Annotated in this window: 19 protein-coding genes and 1 pseudogene; 3 read left to right on the top strand and 17 right to left on the bottom strand. The window is 70.5% G+C overall.

The genetic code is table 11. The features are described 5' to 3' along the window. Positions 1 to 56: 56 nt before the first annotated feature. The 17 genes from AB0C59_RS06100 to AB0C59_RS06020 all read right to left on the bottom strand — a co-directional run bounded on the left by AB0C59_RS06100 (position 57) and on the right by AB0C59_RS06020 (position 16736). Positions 57 to 1499, bottom strand: coding sequence for a DUF2637 domain-containing protein (locus AB0C59_RS06100; RefSeq protein WP_355272676.1), 1443 nt, complete (start codon positions 1497 to 1499; stop codon positions 57 to 59). A 196-nt stretch (positions 1500 to 1695) separates the two neighbouring features. Beyond that, a complete protein-coding gene (locus AB0C59_RS06095; RefSeq protein WP_355272678.1) occupies positions 1696 to 5544 on the bottom strand; it encodes a LysM peptidoglycan-binding domain-containing protein in 3849 nt (1282 codons plus the stop codon). Between the two features lie 5 nt (positions 5545 to 5549). Then, a complete protein-coding gene (locus AB0C59_RS06090; RefSeq protein ID WP_030381018.1) occupies positions 5550 to 5987 on the bottom strand; it encodes a hypothetical protein in 438 nt (145 codons plus the stop codon). Positions 5988 to 5999: 12 nt separating this feature from the next. After that, entirely contained in the window at positions 6000 to 6437 is a 438-nt protein-coding gene (locus tag AB0C59_RS06085; RefSeq protein ID WP_355272681.1) for a TadE family protein, read from the bottom strand. Next, positions 6434 to 6856 (bottom strand): TadE/TadG family type IV pilus assembly protein, encoded by a 423-nt coding sequence (locus tag AB0C59_RS06080; protein ID WP_030819454.1) that lies wholly within the window; start codon positions 6854 to 6856, stop codon positions 6434 to 6436. Before AB0C59_RS06080 ends, AB0C59_RS06085 begins: the two co-directional genes overlap by 4 nt. After that, a complete protein-coding gene (locus AB0C59_RS06075; RefSeq protein WP_355272684.1) occupies positions 6853 to 7050 on the bottom strand; it encodes a hypothetical protein in 198 nt (65 codons plus the stop codon). Before AB0C59_RS06075 ends, AB0C59_RS06080 begins: the two co-directional genes overlap by 4 nt. A 27-nt stretch (positions 7051 to 7077) precedes the next feature. Further along, on the bottom strand, positions 7078 to 7977 hold the full coding sequence (locus AB0C59_RS06070; RefSeq protein WP_051842860.1) for a type II secretion system F family protein: 900 nt from the start codon (positions 7975 to 7977) through the stop codon (positions 7078 to 7080). After that, positions 7974 to 8903 (bottom strand): type II secretion system F family protein, encoded by a 930-nt coding sequence (locus tag AB0C59_RS06065; RefSeq protein WP_030819450.1) that lies wholly within the window; start codon positions 8901 to 8903, stop codon positions 7974 to 7976. The genes AB0C59_RS06070 and AB0C59_RS06065 overlap by 4 nt, the downstream gene beginning before the upstream one ends. Next, positions 8900 to 10465, bottom strand: coding sequence for a CpaF/VirB11 family protein (locus tag AB0C59_RS06060; protein ID WP_355272688.1), 1566 nt, complete (start codon positions 10463 to 10465; stop codon positions 8900 to 8902). The genes AB0C59_RS06065 and AB0C59_RS06060 overlap by 4 nt, the downstream gene beginning before the upstream one ends. Next, a complete protein-coding gene (locus AB0C59_RS06055; protein ID WP_030381011.1) occupies positions 10462 to 11283 on the bottom strand; it encodes a hypothetical protein in 822 nt (273 codons plus the stop codon). Before AB0C59_RS06055 ends, AB0C59_RS06060 begins: the two co-directional genes overlap by 4 nt. After that, positions 11283 to 11972 carry an SAF domain-containing protein gene (locus AB0C59_RS06050; RefSeq protein WP_030819446.1) on the bottom strand — a complete coding sequence of 230 codons (690 nt, stop codon included), beginning with the start codon at positions 11970 to 11972 and terminating at the stop codon, positions 11283 to 11285. The genes AB0C59_RS06055 and AB0C59_RS06050 overlap by 1 nt, the downstream gene beginning before the upstream one ends. 17 nt (positions 11973 to 11989) lie before the next feature. Further along, a complete protein-coding gene (locus AB0C59_RS06045; protein ID WP_030819445.1) occupies positions 11990 to 12958 on the bottom strand; it encodes a hypothetical protein in 969 nt (322 codons plus the stop codon). Continuing rightward, positions 12952 to 13533, bottom strand: a complete 582-nt coding sequence (locus AB0C59_RS06040; protein ID WP_030381008.1) for a hypothetical protein — start codon at positions 13531 to 13533, stop codon at positions 12952 to 12954. The genes AB0C59_RS06045 and AB0C59_RS06040 overlap by 7 nt, the downstream gene beginning before the upstream one ends. A gap of 61 nt (positions 13534 to 13594) precedes the next feature. Then, positions 13595 to 13816, bottom strand: coding sequence for a hypothetical protein (locus AB0C59_RS06035; RefSeq protein WP_030381007.1), 222 nt, complete (start codon positions 13814 to 13816; stop codon positions 13595 to 13597). Between the two features lie 169 nt (positions 13817 to 13985). Beyond that, entirely contained in the window at positions 13986 to 14516 is a 531-nt protein-coding gene (locus tag AB0C59_RS06030) for a hypothetical protein (RefSeq protein ID WP_355272696.1), read from the bottom strand. A gap of 306 nt (positions 14517 to 14822) precedes the next feature. Next, complete coding sequence (locus tag AB0C59_RS06025) at positions 14823 to 15794, bottom strand: MBL fold metallo-hydrolase (protein ID WP_355272699.1); 972 nt, start codon at positions 15792 to 15794, stop codon at positions 14823 to 14825. 69 nt (positions 15795 to 15863) lie between these two features. Beyond that, positions 15864 to 16736 carry a helix-turn-helix domain-containing protein gene (locus AB0C59_RS06020; RefSeq protein WP_363001336.1) on the bottom strand — a complete coding sequence of 291 codons (873 nt, stop codon included), beginning with the start codon at positions 16734 to 16736 and terminating at the stop codon, positions 15864 to 15866. 98 nt (positions 16737 to 16834) lie between these two features. On the opposite strand from AB0C59_RS06020, the pseudogene AB0C59_RS06015 reads away from it, so the two are divergent. The 3 genes and pseudogenes from AB0C59_RS06015 to AB0C59_RS06005 all read left to right on the top strand — a co-directional run. Continuing rightward, positions 16835 to 17125: pseudogene (locus AB0C59_RS06015) on the top strand (helix-turn-helix domain-containing protein); the annotation flags it as partial. 258 nt (positions 17126 to 17383) lie between these two features. After that, complete coding sequence (locus tag AB0C59_RS06010; RefSeq protein WP_355272918.1) at positions 17384 to 17713, top strand: hypothetical protein; 330 nt, start codon at positions 17384 to 17386, stop codon at positions 17711 to 17713. A gap of 44 nt (positions 17714 to 17757) precedes the next feature. Then, positions 17758 to 18462 (top strand): beta-ketoacyl-ACP reductase, encoded by a 705-nt coding sequence (locus AB0C59_RS06005; RefSeq protein ID WP_030381002.1) that lies wholly within the window; start codon positions 17758 to 17760, stop codon positions 18460 to 18462. The last annotated feature ends 243 nt before the right edge of the window (positions 18463 to 18705 follow it).

Below are 18705 nucleotides of genomic sequence, written 5' to 3'. Positions count from 1 at the left end.
CACGCCAAGCTCCCCGGCTCGGCCCTACCGGCCGGGGAGGTGCGAGTCAGACCAGTTCAGGCCGCCACCGGTTCGAGGGACCAGTTCAGGTCGACGTGGGTGGCACCCTCGCGGACCACGATGGGGCCGTACTCCCTCTCCAGGCGGCGGTACTCGTTGCCGCCGGAGTTCGGGTTCTTGTACCCGGCCCACTTGCCGAGGTCGGCCTGCGACAGGGCGACGCCGGCGGCCTGGTGGGCGATGTAGATCCGCTCGGCGCGCTGCCGATGGGTGAGGTTCTTCGGCAACACCGAGAGGTCGATGTCGATTCTCAGCTCCTGAGTCTCTTCGTCTTCCTCGTCCTTCGGCGGGGTGTGCTGCTCGGCGACGGGCTTCTCGCGCTCGCGCTTCTCTTCCTGCTCCTTGTCTTCGTGCGCGTCCTCGCCACCACCTGGCCGCGACTTCTCATCCGGCTCGCTGGCGGGCGCGCCCTTGGCGGCAGACTCGACAGGCTCTCGCTCAGTTCCCGGCTCCGGCTCCGGCTCTGCCTTCGGCTCCGGAATGGCCGCCGGGCGGGGCTCCGCCGTGGGAGCTTCAGGAGTCTCCTCCGCAGCCGACACCTGTTCGCCCTGCGAGCTGATGACCGGCGCCGACGCAGCAGTGGCCGGTGGCGTCACCGCGCTCACCAGGGGCTCCTCGATCTCCTCGACGGTGGCGGCACGCGGGGCACCGGCCGCCAGCGCGTTCACCGACGCCATCTCGGCCGGGGCGACGCGTTCCACGGTCACCTCCGCCGGGCCGGACGGTCGGGGGCGCTGGGAGCCGATCACGCGGACGTTGTCGACGGTCGCCAGAAGCTCGGACCGCCACGCCTTCCACATCCTGACCGGTGCGCCGATCGGCCAGGGCAGCCACAGCAGCAGGCTGTAGCCGCGGTCCTGGTCGGCCTTGCGGCGCTTCTGCCGGCCCATGATGACCTGCTCGATCTTGTAGAGCAGCATCTCGAGCAGGATCGCGTACACCAGCGGCGGCACCACGGCGAGGAACGCGCTGCCGGCTCCCGTTCCGGGGGCGTGGAGAAGGTTCATCGCCGCCGAGGCGGACACGAACGCGAGCAGCAGGATCCGCGTGATCGCGCTGGACCGCAGCGTCAGGGCCTCGAAGAAGCGAATGAGGGAGAGGCTGAGGGCGCCGGCGTCCAGGAGCAAGGCGAAGCCGGTCGCAGCGTCCCAGTCGCCGCCGTTGTGCGCGTGGGCATATTCGCGCTGCGCCCCGAAGGAGAGCCAGGCGGCGATGCCGGCGAGGACGAACATCATCAGGCAGCCGATGCCGAGCGCGATCACGGCGAGGCGCCGCTGCCAGGCGTGGCGGCGCTGGAGGGCGAGTTCGGCGCGCTCCTCGGCGGTGGCGTTCTGCTCGGCGGCCCTGCGGCGACTGCCCAGCAACAGGGCAGCGGTCGTCGCGGTCCCGATCCCTGCCACCGCGAGGCCGGCGGACAGCGACCACTGGAAGGTGGTCATCGGCAGCTCCCTTCCCTGGAGCGGGCCGCCGGGGTGGCGGGCTCGGCGGGCGGGACGGCGGCGTGCTGCCGGCGGCGGCTCATGTGCGCGGTCTCCTTCGTCGGATGGTCGGCCGAAGAGGCCCCTCGCTCTCTACAGGTGTGATCGAGCGGTGCGGTGTGACACCGGAGGTCGGTGAATCTCGGACGGATCGTGGTCATGAGGCGGCGGACCCCAAAGTGGGCTGGATCCTCTCCCCTTTGAGGAGCGTGCGAAGCAGCCCGACGGTCTCGGGCGAGGAGTCGACGCCCTCCTCGGCGTTGATCCGGGCTAGCTGCGCGGCGGCGCGCTCCAGGCCCTCGCGGTCGCCCATCTCGTGGCAGATCGTGAAGAGGTCCCGGTAGAGCAGCTCCGACTGCGCGTCGACGAGCATGCCCTTGGTGACGGCCTGGGCCGCGGCCCGGTAGTCGCGGACGTGACGGCGGCGTTCGGCGAGCTCGTGGGCGACGTCGACGATCGCGCTGATCATCTCCTGGATGTCGGCCTCCGCCCAGGTGTACTTGGACGGGTCGACGTCCGCGAAGGGGCGGCCGCGTACGAGGGCCAGGGCATGGGCGAGGGCGATGTCGGCGTCCTGCCCGTCGTGGTGCATGCCCTGCTGGTACAGCTCCTTGAACCGGTCCCAGTCCGAGGTGACGGCGGGACCGAGCTGGTAGACACCGTCCGTGACGTCCGGAAGGTAGGCGCCGCAGGGGTCCTCGGCGGGCAGGTTGGGGTCCCGGCCCAGCCAGGAACGCAAGCGCGAGATCGCGGTGTTGCGGGTGCTGGCGGTCCTGCGCAGCCCAGGCCAGATCGCGTTGTCCAACTCCTGGCGGCCCAGGCCCGGGTGGAGCACGAGCCAGGCGGCGATCTCCATGAGGTGGTTGCGCCGACCGCTGCTCACGCGGCCCTGCGTACCCGTCAGCGCCACCGGGCCGAGAACTTGGACCTGAGGGCCTTCGGGCTCGGCAGGCGGAGTGGCCAGCGCGGCCAGGATGGTGGACGTCGCGGCGCTCGGCCGGGGGATGATCCGCGCGGGCGGTGCCGCCGCGGTCGCCGTGGCATCGGCGAGGGTGGCTGGGGACAGCGCGGACTCCGCGTCGTCGTCTTCCCCAGGCAGCGCCGGGCCTGCCTCTGCTGCTTCCTCGGCGGCCAGGTCCTCGCCGAGCGCGGCCGCGGACAGGCCAGATCCCGCCTCGTCGTCGTCCTCCGGCTGGAGGGGCGAGTCGTCTTCCTGTTCCGCCAGCACCTCTTCGAGGACCGTGTCGAAGTCCTCGTCCGGCTCGGGCTCGCCCCAGACGTCCGCACCGAGCGCGGAAGCAGCCTCGGAGTCCTCCTCCGGCTCAGGTTCGTCGTCCCAGCCGGAGGGCTCGGCCGGCGCGTTGCCGTCGCTCTCCTTGTCGCTCTCCTCGTCGTGCGCCTCGTCGGCGGCAGGCCCGGCGACCGCGGGGGACAGAGCGCTGCCCTCGTCCTCGTCGCCCGGGCGGTCACCGTCGACCGGTCCCTCGTCGGACGAGAGGTGGGAGGAGGCCGTGAAGCTCGGCAGGGCGGTCGCCAGGTTGCTGCCCTGGACGGCGACTGTGGTGCTCACCCGGGGGGCTGCAGTGGCTTCCGGCGCGAGCGCGGAGGCCTCGGCGACCGGCGCCGCGGGGCGGGGGCCGTTGGTGTCAGCCGGGCCGGTGTGCCCGGTCCACGCCGGCGGGGCGACGTCATCGGTGCGGCTGGAGGTAGCGATCAGCTGGACGAGCCGGTCGTAGGAGTCGGCGTCCAGGTGCTGGAGCTTGACCGCGAGGCCCAGGTCGGGCAGTTCGACGATGCTGCCGGGCTGGGCGGGCAGGGTCCAGGCGCCCGGCAGGTCGAGTTCGCCGCCAGCGGCGGTGACGACCGCGACCGAGGTGCGGGGCCGGGAGGTGAGGAGGTCCTCGAGTTCGGTGGCCGCCGTGCCGGTGGGCGGCGCGGTGGCGATGAGGATGCGGGGGATCCAGGTGTCGCCGCCGTCCTCGCTGAGCCGGGCGGCCCGCAGGTGGTCGTGCCCGCCGTCGGCGAGGGCCTGGCGCTGGAAGGCGTCATGCGCCTGGAGGTCGGTGGTGGCGGTGCCGAGGTCTGCGTGGTGCTCGATCTGGTCGGGGTAGAGGTGGTGCAGGTCGCTGCCGGCGCCGGCGAGGACGATCTGCGTGTCGGGCGCCAGCCGGGAGGAGGCGAGTTCGACGGCGAGGGCGAGCATGACCGCACGCACGTCGGCCGGGCTGCCGGCCAGGCGCAGCAGGCCAATGGCCTCCAGGTTGACCAGGACCGCGTCGCCGTCCTCGGTCTCGCCCAGGCTCACCAGGGCCGGATAGGGCACCGTGACGTCGGCGGCCTCGTCCTCGTCGAGGAGAGCCGCACCGCGGGCGGGGCAAGTCCACACCGTCGGGTTGCCCTCGTTCTCAGTGAACGGCGCAACGGGCGGGGTGACGGCGGCCAGGTGGAGCTCGATGCCGCGTGCGGTGATGCGCATCGCCTCGACCTCGGGCAGAGGCCGGCCGGCCTGGAGGCAGTTGGCGGCCAGGGTGCGCAGGGCGCGGTCGGCGAGCGCGATGCCGGTGATGTCGGACGCCACACGCAGCTGCTTCTCGAAGTCGGCGGTCGCACCGGAGGGCATCGGGATACGCCGCTTGGGGCGCCGACGGCGCTGCTGGCGGGCGCGACGGGTCGCGACGACCGCGAGGACGGCCGCGGCCAGGATGCTCCCCGTCGCGGCGATGGTCCGCACGCTCTGGTCACCGCTGTCGGCGGTCTCCGCGGTCTCGTCCGTCTCGGGTGTCTGGGTGGGCGTGCCGTGCTGCTCCCGCTCACGGTCAGGTGCAGGGCTCTGCACGGCCGGCTGCTCCGTCGGGGTGTCCGGCCGGGCGGTCGGCTGCCCACCGCCCTGCCTGTCCTTGTCCGCGCCCTGACCGGGGGTCTGGGCAGTCTCGCCCTTGTCTCCCTTGTCGGCGCCCTGGCCGGGCGGCTGCGTCTGCTCTGCGCCGGGCCGCTCCTCGGCCTGGTCCGGGGCGGCGGGCTGCTCGTGCGGCGGCTGCGCCTTCTCCGGAGCTGAGTCGCTCTGGTCGCTGTCGTCGGTGCTGGCCGCGGCGGGAATCTGCAGCTTCCAGCCGGGGTAGATCTCGTCGGGGTCGGCGAGGACGCGCCCGTCGTCCTGCTTCACGCCCTTGTTCGCTTCGACAATCCTCGGGTAGGCGTCGGCGTCACCGAGCTCGTCCTCGGCGATGCCGGTGAGAGTCTCGCCCGCGCGGACAGTGTGGGTCTGGTCGGTGGCGGCCGTGGAGCCGGAGGTCTGCGGACGGGCTCCGTCCTGATCGGTGGAAGGCGCGGGCGAGGCGTCGGCCGGCAGGCGCAGAATCCAGCCGGGCTGCAGGACGGTGGTGTCGGGGGTGACGAGGGAGCCGTCCGCCTGGCGTACGCCTTCGTTGGCGTCGACGATCCGGTGCCACTCGATTCCGGCGCCCAGACGCTTCTCTGCGATGTCCCAGAGGGTGTCGCCGTCCTGAACGTGGTGGACGGGGCCGTCCCAGGCGGCGGAAGAAGAAGCCGCGGCCTTGGTGGCGGTGGCCGCCGCAGAGTGGGCGTCGGCGGTAACGGTGGCCGTGGCCACGGTGGCGGGGGCGGCGCTGGCAGGTGATGCCATCGCCGTGCCGGTCGGCAGCAGGACGAGGATGCCGCCGACGAGGGCGCCGGCGAGCTGCTGGGATCCGCCGAGCATGCGGATCCGGGGCGCGCGGACGTTCCGCAGCGCGGCGCCCGTTTCCAAGACGACCGAGACCACGAAGCTCAGCCAGCCGTACCAGCCGATGAGGGTGACGGCGCCCAGGAACAGCTGGCCGGAGTCGGGGCTGGTGAGCGCGGCGGTGATCTCGTCGAAGCCGGGGACGTGGTCGGGCAGGACCCCGATGCCGAGCAGAACAGCGGGCACGCCCGCCAGGAGGGCGACCAGGGCCACCAGGGCGAAGAGGGCACGTATGAGTCGGGCTGCGGTACTGCGGTTTCTCATGATCGTCACCCTCGGTAGACCAGGTTGGCGCTGCCGTGGCCGGTGACGGTGCCGCTGGCGCCGCCTAGGAAGAGGGCGCGGTACGACTCGGTCACGGTCACTTCCAGGGACCCGCCGTCCTCGCTCACGCTCACCGTGCCGCTGACACCTTCGCGGCTGAGGTAGTTCCGCGCGGCGGCGACCGCGGCGTTGCGGTCGACGGTGATGCCTCCGCCGGAGATGGCCTTGCCCGCATCGACGGCCTGGCCGCCGGCCCGCGCGGCCTCGTGCGCGACGCCCTCGGCGTGGGTGAGGGCCCGCAGTTTGCCGGCGCCGTCGTAGACGAGCGCTGCCACGAGGAACAGCGCCACGACGGTGACGAGAACGAACAGGCTCATCGACCCGCGGTCGTCGCGCAGGGCGCGACGGATCCGGCGGGTGAACGCGAAGCGGGCGGGTGTCATGCGGTGGTCCTGTCAGCCGCGCTGGCGGTAGGAGTCGATTGACGAGGTAAAGCTGCTGGTCAGAGTCTTGGAACCGGGCAGTCCAGGCAGTCCGATGTCGGAGAGGCGGACCGTGCACGTCACCGTGGCGGTGGTGGAGGCCGGCTCGCCAATCCGTGCGGAGAACCCGCCGGTGGAGATGGAGATGGACGTGGAGGTGCACTCCAGCCCTTGCTGGCTCAGGACGCTGCGCGCCATCTGTGAACCGGCGCTGCTGGCCGAGCCGCCGCTGCGTTCCAGCGAGGCGGCGCGGGCGGCGTTGCGGGCGGCGGTGTCGACGGCGTTGCTGGCGGATCCGATGCGGCCGAACGCGATGACCAGCAGGAGCACCATGATGAGGACGGGAAACAGGATGACGGCTTCCAGCGACAGCGCGCCGCGGTCGTCCCTGAGCCTTCGGGCGATGGTCACCGGGCCTCCGTGATGCGCTCGGTGGCCGCGTCCGCGTGCTGGTCGATCTTGAGCTTCAGGCCGGGGATCATCGTGTCGACGTAGCCGGTGACGCGGATCCGCACCGTCTCCCCCTTGCTGCCGCTGACGGACAGACCCGAGATGCTGCTGCCTGCCCGGGAGAGAAAGTCGCGGGCCTCGGCGGTGCCGGTGCCTGCGGACGCCCCCCGGACGCGGGCCGATTCCACTCCCAGCTGGGCGGCCGACATCGCCACATTGCGCGCGTGCCACCACAGCCCGACGTGCACGACCAGCAGGATGGCCAGGAGCACGACGGGAAAGACGATCAGCATCTCCAGGGACAAGGCTCCGCGGTCCCGCACGTCGCGTTCTGCGAGCGCGCGGGACCAGCGCCGTACGGCCCTGCGGAGGCGGGTCACTTGATCGTTGCCGCCTTCTCGCTGACCTTGGTGGCGATGATGGCGACGGCCACGCCGGCAGCGACGACGAGACCGGCGATGATCATTATGGTCTCGATCGATATGGCGCCGCGGTCGTCGCGGACGTTGCGCAGCCGGTCGATCCGGGCGCTGAAGAATGCCTTCAGGAAGGTGAAGTTCGGGTCGGTACCCATCGTGAATTTCCTTGTCTCTTAACGGAATTAGCTGGCCATGATCCGCGAGAGCGCGGGGTAGCCGATGTAGACAGTCATGATCAGGACCAGCATCGCGACGGGCATCACCATTTTTTCGGATGCCATGTTCGCCTGGGCCTTCGCGGCGGTGACCAGGGCGCCGGAGAGCGACTTGGCCTGCGCGCCGAGGGTGTCGCCGACGGCCGCGCCCTCCTCGCCGGCGATCGCGATGATGTCGGCCGGTGCTCCGAGTTCGGGGACATCGAGCTCGAGGGACAGACGCTTGAGGCCTTCCCACGGGCTGATGCCTTCGAGTTCGGCGCGCGTGATGGTGTCCCGGATCTTCGCGAAGACCCAGCCTTCCCCGACTTCGGCAGCCTTCTTCAGGGCCTGGGTCGGGGCCGCGTCCGCGGCACGTTCGAGCTGGACCAAGCGCAGGTAAGCCTTGACGGCATACCGGAAGTCCTCCTTCGCCTCCACCGCCTGCTGCTTGAGCTGGAGGTCGGGCAGGAGCCAGAAGACAACCGCGAGACCGAGACTGGCGATCGCCGGAATCGCGAATGGCAGTGGAAAGCCGGCCAAGTTCGCCAGGGTCACCACCAGGAGGGGCAGCAGCAGCCCGTAAAGGGCGAGTCCGAGCTTGCGGCCGAGGTGGGCGGCGGGGGACCGGCCCACGAGTTCCAGCTGCTGGCGGGGCAGGCGCAGGGTGCCTTCCCCGGCGGTGCGCAGCAGGAACGCGCCGGCCTTCTCCATCAGCGTGTTGGGCTGGCTGTCCCGGTTGCGGTCGAGGTTCTCGAGCCGGGTGGCGTCCATCCGGTTAAGGACGTCGCCGAGGTCGGGCCGTCCGGGAAGGATGCCGCGGGCGGCGATCACCAGGCCGAGGCCGGCGACGGCGCCGCCGATGACGGCATAAGGGGAGAAGATCACGGCGCCTCCTCGGCGATCGGGCCGCCGGAGCGGTCGGCAGGAGACAGGAACCGGGGCGCGGGCTCGATGATCGCCATGCGGCGCATCCAGATCTTGACCAGAACGAACGCGACGCCGACGAAGGCCAGGACGAGCTGCCCGGTGAGGGTGTTGTAGGGCTCGACATACGTCCCGGAGAACGCGGTGATGCCGAAGATCCCCAGGCAGAAGATGGTCACCCAGCGGTCGTTCGTCCGCGGTTTCTGCCTGTCGGCTTCGACTTCGCGGCGCGCGAGGACCTCGTGCTGGAGGGCATCGGCGAGCTCGCGCAGGGCCTTGCTCAGGCCGCTGCCGCGGTCCTCGACGTGCAGGATCAGCAGGGCGGCGACCTCGTCGACCATGGCGTCGTTGAGGTCGTCGGCGAAGGCCCGGTAGGCGTCCTGGGGCACCCAGCCGGACTGCTGGCGCGAGACGAGCAGCCGTACGTCCTCGCGGATCGCCTTGGGGACGGTTTCCAGACTGCGCTGGATGGTGGCCTCCAGGCTCACGCCGACGGTGTGGATGTCGGACATGCGCCGCACCCACTCCTCGATCGCTTCGAGCTTGTCGATCTGCGACTTGCCGCTGCCGGAGGTGTTCAGCAGCCAGGGCAGACCGAGCACGACGGCGAGGGTGACGAGCCCGCCGGTCAGCCAGCCGGTGAACAGCCACACTCCCAGGCCCGCCAGGACGGCGCCGGCCAACCGGGCCTGGCCGCGGGCCCACCAAGAGGTGGGCGTGCGGGCGTCCTTGACGAAGAAGGCACGGATCTTGCGCTCCAGGCGACTGCGGCGGCGCACGGTGGTCGAGGGTGCCCAGCCGACGCCACCGGCCACAGCCAGGACGAGGCCGCCGACGGCGGCCAGTCCGCCGAGCGCGGCGATCAGAGAGCTCAAGGTGAGCGTCACAGCGGCACCACCGTCTCCAACGGAGCACCCCAGCTTCCCCACGGCCGCTGCAGGACGCTGCGGTCCAGCCCGGCCCGCACCAGGTCCTCCAGGCAGGCCTGGGAGATGTTGCCGTGCGGCACGGCCCGAGGCTCACGGCGGCCGTCCTGCTCGCGCGGGGCGAAGACCATCTGGTACGAGGGGCGGCCGCCCTCACCGATGCCGGTGATCTCCATGACGTGCGACACGAAGCGATGCTTGCGTCCCGGCTTGCCGTTCGGGCCGACGAGTTCGGTCTCGTCGACCAGACGTACGTAGACGACGAAGTCAACGGCCTGCGCGATGAGCCGGTAGGCCAAGGCCTCGGTCATGCCGATGCCCGCCTCCAGACACAGGGTGGCCAGACGCTCGATCGACAGCTGGGGGCTGCGGGCATGGAGCGTGGCCATCGACCCGCCTTCGCCCTCGTTCATCGCGTGCAGCATCGGGACGACTTCCTTGGAGCGGACCTCGCCGACGATCACACGCCGCAGCGACATACGCAGCAGCTGCGGGAAGAGGTCGGACAGGGTCAGCTCACCCTGGAGCTTGCCGTCCGCCCCGCGTTCGCCGTTGGACTCGCGGCCCTCGTAGGCGACAACCTCCGGGCCCTCGGGGTCCTCGTGGAGGTGGAGCTCGTACTCCGACTCCAGCGTGCCCACCCGCTCGTTGCGCGGGATCTCCCGGGCCATGGCACGCAACAGGGACGTCTTTCCTACGCCCTGGGAGCCGACCACGATGATGTTCTTGCGGCCCTTGACCGCAGCCCGCAGGAAGTGGGCGAGCGAGGCGTCGATCGTGCCCCACCGCACCAGGTCGTCCAGGCCCTGGCCGCGGGTGCGGTGGCGGCGGATGACGATGCTCGGCCGCGGCGTGACATACGCCGAGGCCGCCAGGCGGGAGCCGTCGGCCAGCCGGAGGTTCAGGTTCGGCGTGGCGGGCGTCAGCGCACGCTCGCCCTGCCCCTGCATACGCGCGAGGTGGTTGATGAGGTTGATGAGGTCCCGGTCGGTCTTCGCGATCGGGTCCCAGGTGCGCGTTGGACGGTCCGCATAGTCGACCCGGACCTTGTCGCCGTAGATGATGATGTTCTCGACGTTCGGGTCGTCCAGGAGCGGCTGGAGACGGCCGGCGCGGAACAGCTCGTCGAACACGGCCTCACGAACGGCACGCTCCTGCTGGGGCGTCAGGTCCTGGCCGCTGGCGGCGTACTTCGTCGCCCATTCCGAGACGACCTGCCTGATGATCGACTGTCCGCGCTGCCGGCGGTCCTGCTCGGTCATGGACGCATCGGCGCCTGCGGCCTCGCCGATCTTCACGCTGGCGCGAGAGCGCAGCTCGGCCAGCACCTCGTGCCCGACCGGGAGCGTGGCCGGGGCAGAGGCGTCGGCGAGGGCAGCAACGCTCTGGGGCAGGCCAGCTGGGGACACCTGTGCGGGAACCGGCCGAAGGACCGGCGCGCCCTGCGCGGAGTGCTCGCTGAGGGCCTGGGTGAAGAGGGCGGTGTAGTCGGTGGCCGGGGATTCCGGCCGGGTGTCGGTCATGATGCCCTCCCGGCGAGCGTCGGCACTGCGGCCGGCTGCAGCTGAACGCGGCGCCTGGTCACCAGCTCATTGATCGTTTGGTGGGCCGTACGGGCTGAGCGCAGCAGCGTGCGCGGCAGCTTCTTGTAAGCCCCGTGGGTGAAGACGTCGGCGCTGTCGGGATCCCACGCGAGCATGCCGACCACGGGGGCCTGGAGGTACTGCTGGACTTGGCTGCTGTTGAAGGGCCCTTCCTCGATCAGCAGGAGGCCCAGTGCATCGGAGCCCGTTCCGTGGTGCGCCAGCTCTTCCCTGAGGACCCGCATGGCCGGCGCCGCCGCCGTGATGGAGGCCTGGGTGGTGCGCACCACCATGAGCACGGCGTCGGCACGGTGGAGCAGCGGTGTCGGGTAGCGGGTCGTGGACAGCCGGGTCTCCGACTCCGTCAGGATGCGTCCGGCGTCGATGATGACGTCGTGGCCGGTCTGGTCCATCACGCCGAGCAGCCGGGAGATCGGCTCCCAGGTGCGGCTGAGCGAGGCGGCCTGGGTGGGGTCGGTCAGGCCCGGCAGGAGCAGCCGCTGCCCGGTGTTATCTCGGTCCAGGCTCACGAAGTGCTGGCTGAACTCGCGGGCGAGCGTGCCCTGTCGGTCCGCGGCCGCCAAGCGGTGCAGGCCGGTGGACGCGTTGCCTTCGCCACCGAGGTAGCCGGCCCGGATCGTGCCGCCCGCCGGGTCGGCCTCCACCAGCAGGGAGGGCTTCGGCGAGGAGAGCGCGAGGGCGAGTGCGGAGCAGGTGACGCCGGCGGACTTGCCGGAGACCAGCGCGATGACCGACATCAGCCGGCCGCCTTCAGCACGACGGTGACCGCGCCTCTGGCCGCCCAGGTGGCCAGGGACGGGCTGTCCGTTCCCGCAACGGCGACGTCCACGACGACGGCCCCGTTCGCGTCGGGGGACGAAAGGCCGACGACCACCGCGTTGATGCTGTCCGGAGCCTTCTGTGTGCCCGACTTCGCCGCCTCGGCGTCGTCCTGCGGGGTGTGGACGAGCGCGACCGCGTCGCCGGTGCGCAGCCGCTGCGCAGGGAGCTGTCCGGGCTTGGCCAGGATGCCCACGGTGTCACGGCCCTTGGCGACAGGGGTGCCCTCGTGGACCGAGGCGTCGGTGACGAGGCTTCCCTTGGGCAGGTCGGCGGCCGCGGTCTTGCCGACGATGTCGCCGCTGCGGCTGACCGGCACCGGTGCGAGCGCGGCGTCGGGAGCGATCTGCGCCACGACCAGGTCACTCTTCTTGACGGTCTGGCCCGCCTTGACGTCGTGGGCCAACGCGATCACGGGAACCCGGTTCCCGGCCTCGTCGACCTGCCACACGGCGAGGAGCGCGCCGACCGCGGCCAGCGCCAGGCCGGCGCCGACGACGACCGGCCGTCGCCGGCGGCGGGGGGCGTCCTGGGATATCGGGAGCGGCCCGGGGGCTGCTGCGGGCGCCTTCTCGGCTGGCTTCTTGTTCGCGAACGTCGTCGCCATGGTTGCTGTTTTCCTCGTTAGTTGACGACCTGGAGCTCGCCGATGTTGATCGCGGTTCCGGCGGTGCGTGTCTCGTTCGGCAGCGTGCCCGTCTCACCGTTGGTGGCGGTCCAGTCGATCACCCACGTGCTCGTCGCGGTGATCTTGTAGGAGCCGCCGTCGGGCACCTTGGTGTAGGTGTGGCCGCAGTCCGGGGACTCCTGCTTCCCGTAGGACTTCTCGTACGGCGTTCCGGGCTTCGTGCAGGTCACGGACGTGCCGTCACCCATGGCCCAGGTGATGGACTTGACGCGTGCGGTCGCCGTCACCGACAGGCCGCCGGCCGACGCGGTGGTCGAGAGCGGTCCCCACGTGTTGGGCGTCTGCTCGGTCCACAGCCACACAGGCATGCCGATAAGACCCTTGGAGCCGGCCGGGGGAGCGCTGCCGATCTTGGCGCCGTCCAGGCGCATCATGCTCAGCGCGCGCTGGGCCAGCTCGGCTGCCGACGGACCGGTCTGCCCGAGCGGGTCCGTCTCGGACCAGCGGGCGAATCCGTCGGTGGGAGTGGGGCGGGCGTGGATCTGAGACATGCATGCGAAGGCGTAGATCGCGCCGGTTGTGTGGCCTTCCCAGATGGGGTCGGACTTTGGCGGCTGCGGGTCGAGCTTGCGGATGTAGCAACCGTAGGATTCGCTCCAGGTGCCGACGCCAGGGATGTAGCACTCCCAGCCCGGGCTTCCCGGGCGCTCCTTCGCGCCGGTCTCGCAGGTCTTGCCGTCGCCCTTGCCGCCGCCGCCACCTCCGCCGCCGTTGTGGCCGCCACCGCCACCGCCACCGTTGCCTCCGCCGTTTCCACCGGGGACTTCCACACCGGCGCAGATCCAGGCGCTGTTGCAGGAGCCGACGTCCGTGTCACCTCCATCTGCCCAGGCCTGGGAGGGGAGGAGCAGGTAGATGATGCCGGCGAGCGCGGATATGACGGCTGCGGTCTTGCGGGTCAGCATGTGCGGTCCTGCTGCTGCGTCTCGGTGATCATCCACTTGTCGCCGACAGTCCGGGCGTTGATGGTGGTGACGAACCGGGTGAGCCGCTCCTTGGGCAGCTTCACCTCTTCGCCGGTCTTCTCCTTGACCAGCTTCCAGTTGCTCACGTCGACGCAGTCGGTGATGGTGGCCTTCTTCGGCGTCTCGTCAAGGCTGACCGCGGTGACCTCCGGGGAGAGCTTCGGTTCACCCTTGATGACGTTGCCGTTCAACTTGAGCGCGACGAGTTCGGACTCGGCCTTGCCGAGGGCCTTGTCGAAGGCGTACTTGTCCAGGCCCGTGTCGACGGGGCTGGCTTTCGCGTATGCCTTGACCTGCGCCTCCCAGTAGTTGCGGTAGACCGCCAACACCTCGGCCTTGGCCGTGGCCTGTGGGTCGGAGCTCTTGGTGGCGCTGGGGCTGGCGGAGGCCTTCGGCTTCTTCTCCTCGCCGCCGCCTCCGCAGCCAGTAGCCGTGACCGCGACGCTGAGAGCCGTGGCAGCAACCACCGCTCGGCGCAGCCAGCGAGTCGTGTCGTGAGCGGTTGAGATCGACACTGGCGTATCCCCCTTGTGAGTAGTGGTGACGGCTTGGATCGTAGGAAACGGAGGAGCTGCCTCAGGCCAGGGCGCGGCCGGAGCCGGTCGCGGCACCTGCAGCGCGTACGGCGAGGCTGGACTTCGCCGGCCACTGGGCGCCGGTCGGCAGGCCGGCGAGGTGCCGCGGCGCTGCGGGCGGGGGGCCGTTTTCGGGCACGCCGAAGGGCACGACAGGAATGGCGCCAGCCGTCTCTGCGAAGCTGACGTTCCAGGTCGTGAAGCCGACGGTGGTCTGGTTCAACGCGAAATCCCCCTCGCGGTCTGGGACTGGGCGTCTCCCACAACGCGATCAGTCCGAGCCTGATTCTGGCCAGAAAGATCAGATGCAGCCAGGTCCCGTTTTTTCCTGTAGCCGCACTTCCGGTATATGCCTCCGGCGTAGGTGGTTTGGGAACGCCTTGATCAGGGCCTCAGGGTTTGATCATGAGGGCCGGACCGGAAGCCCTAAGGGCCCTTTCGGCGGCCTCGCGGTCTGAGCCGGTGATGGCGTTAAGTCGACGTTCGACGAAGGGGGTGGAGGGGTGGTCCTTGCCGTAAACCGACTGCAGCAGCGCCAGAAGAGCCGCGCCGGTCCTGACGGCGTCGGGCGCGTGGGTGATGGTGAGCCAGGAGGCGGCGCCGTTGCGGGCCTGCCGGCGGATCTGGCGGTGCTTGGGTTCCAGGACCCGCTGCCAGGCTGCGGCGGTGTAGACCGACACCTCGGTAGCCATGGTGGGGTGCCCGGCGAGCTGGGCGCAGAAGGCGACGAGCTCGAGGGCGTGGAGCGTGTAGTTGTGCAGGGGGCCATGGCTCTCGGCGAGTTCCTCGCTGAGGATCCGCGCGAGAGTGAGGGCTTCCTCGCGCCCACCGGCGAGGAGGGTGTGGCGGAGGTTCTGGATGCGGGGCGCGAGGAACTCGGGGACGGCGGCGGGGACCGGCAAGGTGCTGGCGGCGGGCGTCATAACTCTCCCTGGTCGAGGCGGCTGCGAGCGGATGCCGCCGCCGGGGGGCCAGCGGCGGCATCCGGAATCGAGTCCAGCAACGCGTGCTGCTCGACCGCGCACGTCAACGGGCGTGGGAGTGCCCTCGGTGCCTGGGCGGCGCTCCCCCGTGCGTGCACGGCGCGCCGACGTCGGTAGTTGACCGGCCCCGGGGAGCGCAGTGCAAGCCCGCACGCCGCGCAAGCGGTTCATATTTCAATGACCGGAACGCTGGGGCCGCGCTGTTTCACCTGCCGGAATAGGCGAGGTGCGGCTGCCGGGCAGGGCTCAGAGCGTGGTCGGGCCGGTGGAGGAGCGGTCCCAGGCGATGTGTGCCGCGTGATTCATCAGCTCTAGCAGGTCCGGGGCGGTGGAGTCCTGGTCGAGGTGGCGGTACTCGGTGCTGAGGGTGATGGCGAGCCGCTCGGGGAGACCGAGGCCAGGGTAGCGGTCCTCCTTGATCAGGATGCGTGCCGCCTCGACGGCGGTCCGGCCCTGGCCGTGCATCACGTAGGCCTGGTCCGCGAGGTCGTCGAGGTAGGCCACGTAGTCCTGGAGGTCGGCCGGGGTCATGAGCGGGCCGTGGCCGGGGACGATCCACTCGGGGTCGAGGTCCAGGATCCGGGCGCAGGCGGCGGAGACGTGTTCCAGCGGACCGGCCCAGTGCGAGGGGTGGTCTCCGGCGAAGACGATGTCGCCGGCGAAGACCACGCGCTGCTGGGGCAGATGGACGATGAGGTCGCCGACCGTATGGGCGGGGCCGACCTCGTGGAGCTCGACGGGCATCTGGCCGACCGTGAGGTCGTGGCGTCCGGTGAACGTCGTGGTCGGCGGCAGTACCTGTATGCCGGTGAAGTCGAAGTTGCCGAAGTGCTCCCGGAAGTACCAGCCGAGCGGTTGGCCGGGGTCGGTGTCGTGGATGAGTGCCTGAAGCTGCTGAGGCTTCGGCTCGAGGCACTGGTGCTCAAGAGCGGCGCGAGTGGCGAAGATGTCGGCGCCGGGCAGCTGCTGGAGGCCCCAGGTGTGGTCGCCATTGGCGTGGGTGACGGCGACCCGGTCCAGTAGGGCATCCGGCCCTGCGGCCGTGCGGGCTGCAGTGAGGAAGGCGTCGGTCAGGGCGGGGGTGTAGGGCGTGTCGATGACGAGGGCCTGGCCCTCGGAGACGACGAGACCGCAGTTGGCCATGCCCCAGGTCGCCTTGTTTCCCGGCTGCCAGGCGAAGATGCCGGGGGCGATCTGCTTCAGGTCAGTGGTTGCCATGGGCATGCATTGTGCGTGCCGCGGCCGCCCCAAGGAAATCCCTCCGCCAGGGCAGCCGCGGGCGCGACCTCAGTGGTGGGGTGCGAACGGCAGGAGGAAGAACCGGGCGCCCGGGCTGCCGAACGGCTGGGCGGCGCACATGGTGACCGTGCCCAGCTGAGACGGTGCGTGGCGCTCGCAGCAGCGGCTGCGGTGGTCCTCGCCGTTGCGCGGCGGCGTGTAGCCGGCGTGCCGCATCGGCCGGGCGTCGCCGTCGGGGTGGATGTACGCGAGGCTGTGGTCACGGTAGATGGGCCCCGCCACCGGGTCGTCGTTGACCTCTTTGTCGAGCAGCTGGAGATCTTCGTTCTCTGGGTGCGCGGCGACCGCCGTGCGCAGCTGGGCCGCGACCTGTGGGGCCCATCGCGTGTCCCAGTCGACCAGGTGGTGCTCGCGCGCGTCCTCCCGTAGGAGCATCCACCGGATCAGGTTGCGCTCGGGCAGTTCCGGGGCCTTGCCCTCGACCTGCGGGAACATCCGCTTGAAGTCGTCGTTTGCCGCCAGCACGTTCCAGGCGACGTCGTTGATGTAGCAGGGCTGCCCGGAGACGCCGTTCACGGCCAGCTGCCATGCCGGGTCGACGTTCGTCCCCGCGCACGGATCCATGGGGAACGGGGGCTCGTAGCCGAGCGCGTAGACGTAGAGCACGTTCCTCTCGCGCTCATTCATCTTGAGTACCGTGGCCACGTTGTCGAGGAACTCGCTGCTCGGCTGGGGTGTGTTCCCGCGCTCGAACTCGGCGTAGGTCCTCTCCGTCACGAACAGCGCCTGCGCCACCTGCGCCTGCGACAGTCCGCGCGAGCGCCGACCCCGGCCGACGCGCTTGGGCCAGCCGAGCTCGACCGGGTCTATCTGTCCCCGCTTCCATTGCAGCAGCTGCTGCAAGGCCTCCTTCTGATTCAACTTTCAACCCTTCCCCGTGGTGCCATCCCCGTACCAGCCACGCGATATACCGGAAGTGCGCGCTCCTGAAATTCAGGGACCGGAAAATTCAGAGCCTGGTGGGCGAGATCTTGGCCGGGAAGAATCGGCCATTGGATCGCATCCGCGTTGTGGGAGACGCGAGGGTCCTCCACAACCGCGAGGGGGAGTTCGCGTTGCTGCAGCCTGTTGCCACCCCGCCCGACCGCGCCGGCGGCGTCGGTGGAGCCGTGGGACGCACCATGGCGGTGCTCAGAGCACTGATCAGCCTTGGGCCGGGTGAACATCCCCTGGCCGCAGTCGCCGAGTCCGCGGACCTTCCCGCGGCGACTGCCCACCGGTATCTGCAGGCCTTGATGCGGGAGGGCGCCGTGGAGCAGCTTGGGCCGCGCGCTGGCTACGCGCTGACTGACGCGCTGCACGGTCCCCCCTCGTCGACACCCGCCCAGCCCCTCCAGGCTGGCCCGCCCTCTCCTGCTGTGAGGGCCGAGATCGTCACACTACAGTCGCGAACCGGCCAGCTCGCATTTGTTTACCGACCCCACCTGATCGGCACTCCGATGAGGATCTGCGCGGAACGGGCATACGGGCCACACGCTGACGAGGTCCTTACTTCGCCTCAGACCGCCTTGCGCTCTCTTGAATCTGCGCCCCTGGAGGATGACGCCGCCGGCCTGGCGATCTTCGCCTGTCTCGGCTCCGTCGGCGGTAACAAGATCGACGTCGCACAGATCCGTGAGGAAGGTCACGCCATCGGTCCGTCCCCGCTGGCGGGTCGCACCATGATCGCGGCGCCCATTTGGTACGGCTCGGCCGTCGCCGGATCCGTGGCGCTACTGGCCAAGGAGGTGCCCATGCGCCGGGCCGCCACCCGAGCCCGCTACGTGACCGCCGTCATGGACACCGCCGCGGCGATGAGTGGACACCTCACCCGTTCCGGCACTCGCCGGGCCAGTTAATTCACGACAAATACCTGCAAAGCACTACAGAAAGGCGCCATCCCGTGTCCCGTTCAGTCCTGGTCACCGGCGGCAACCGCGGCATAGGCCTCGCCATCGCCCGTCACCTCGCCGAGTCCGGCGACCGCGTCGCCGTCACCTACCGTTCGGGCGAGCCCCCCGAGGGTCTGCTCGCCGTCCGCTGCGACATCACCGACACCGACCAGGTCGACGCCGCCTTCAAGGAAGTCGAGGCGCAGCACGGCCCCGTCGAGGTCCTCATCGCGAACGCCGGCATCACCAGGGACCAGCTCCTGATGCGCATGAGTGAGGACGACTTCACCTCCGTCCTCGACACCAACCTCACCGGCGCCTTCCGCGTCACCAAGCGCGCCTCCCGCGGCATGCTCCGCGCGAAGAAGGGCCGCGTCGTCTTCATCTCCTCCGCCGTCGCCCTGCGCGGCGAGAGCGGCCAGGCCAACTACGCCGCCTCCAAGGCCGGCCTCGTCGGCTTCGCCCGCTCCATGGCCCGCGAACTCGGCTCCCGCGGCATCACCTTCAACGTCGTCGCCCCCGGCCTCACCGAGACGTCCATGAGCGAGCAGTTGACCGCGGAGCAGCTCGAGAACCTCAAGACCCAGATCCCCCTCGGCCGCCTCGCCCGCCCCGAGGAGATCGCCGCGACCGTCGCCTTCCTCGCCTCCGAGCAAGCCGCCTACATCACCGGCGCCGTGGTGCCCGTCGACGGCGGCGCCGGCATGGGCCACTGACCACCGCGACCGCCCGCCACCTTGGAGCCCCATGAGCGCATGACCTGACAGCAGGCAGTCCCCCGTGGGCTGCCCCGCGGCAGCAAACCCTGGTGTGTCCAGCACCTCGGCCTGCGCGCCGCATCTCTGCCACCACCCGGCGAGTGTCCAGCCCGCCCGGTGAAGAACCCGGTCCGAAGACCGGGCAACACCGCCCCTGCCAGGGCGGATCACCTTGGTTCCCGAAGAACCCAGCCCCACCGA

The sequence above is a fragment of the Streptomyces sp. NPDC048664 genome (genome assembly GCF_040650555.1).
Classification (GTDB): Bacteria; Actinomycetota; Actinomycetes; order Streptomycetales; family Streptomycetaceae; genus Streptomyces.
Note: the sequence above shows the minus strand (reverse complement) of the source record. Positions and strands in the feature narration are given on the sequence as shown.

What these genes read in the sequence shown, in the direction of transcription:
- AB0C59_RS06075 (WP_355272684.1), bottom strand. Translation starts at nt 7,050, where the DNA reads ATGGGTACCGACCCGAACTTCACCTTCCTGAAGGCATTCTTCAGCGCC.
- AB0C59_RS06030 (WP_355272696.1), bottom strand. Translation starts at nt 14,516, where the DNA reads ATGACGCCCGCCGCCAGCACCTTGCCGGTCCCCGCCGCCGTCCCCGAG.
- AB0C59_RS06060 (WP_355272688.1), bottom strand. Translation starts at nt 10,465, where the DNA reads ATGACCGACACCCGGCCGGAATCCCCGGCCACCGACTACACCGCCCTC.
- AB0C59_RS06050 (WP_030819446.1), bottom strand. Translation starts at nt 11,972, where the DNA reads ATGGCGACGACGTTCGCGAACAAGAAGCCAGCCGAGAAGGCGCCCGCA.
- AB0C59_RS06090 (WP_030381018.1), bottom strand. Translation starts at nt 5,987, where the DNA reads ATGACACCCGCCCGCTTCGCGTTCACCCGCCGGATCCGTCGCGCCCTG.
- AB0C59_RS06045 (WP_030819445.1), bottom strand. Translation starts at nt 12,958, where the DNA reads ATGCTGACCCGCAAGACCGCAGCCGTCATATCCGCGCTCGCCGGCATC.
- AB0C59_RS06055 (WP_030381011.1), bottom strand. Translation starts at nt 11,283, where the DNA reads ATGTCGGTCATCGCGCTGGTCTCCGGCAAGTCCGCCGGCGTCACCTGC.
- AB0C59_RS06100 (WP_355272676.1), bottom strand. Translation starts at nt 1,499, where the DNA reads ATGACCACCTTCCAGTGGTCGCTGTCCGCCGGCCTCGCGGTGGCAGGG.
- AB0C59_RS06095 (WP_355272678.1), bottom strand. Translation starts at nt 5,544, where the DNA reads ATGAGAAACCGCAGTACCGCAGCCCGACTCATACGTGCCCTCTTCGCC.
- AB0C59_RS06025 (WP_355272699.1), bottom strand. Translation starts at nt 15,794, where the DNA reads ATGGCAACCACTGACCTGAAGCAGATCGCCCCCGGCATCTTCGCCTGG.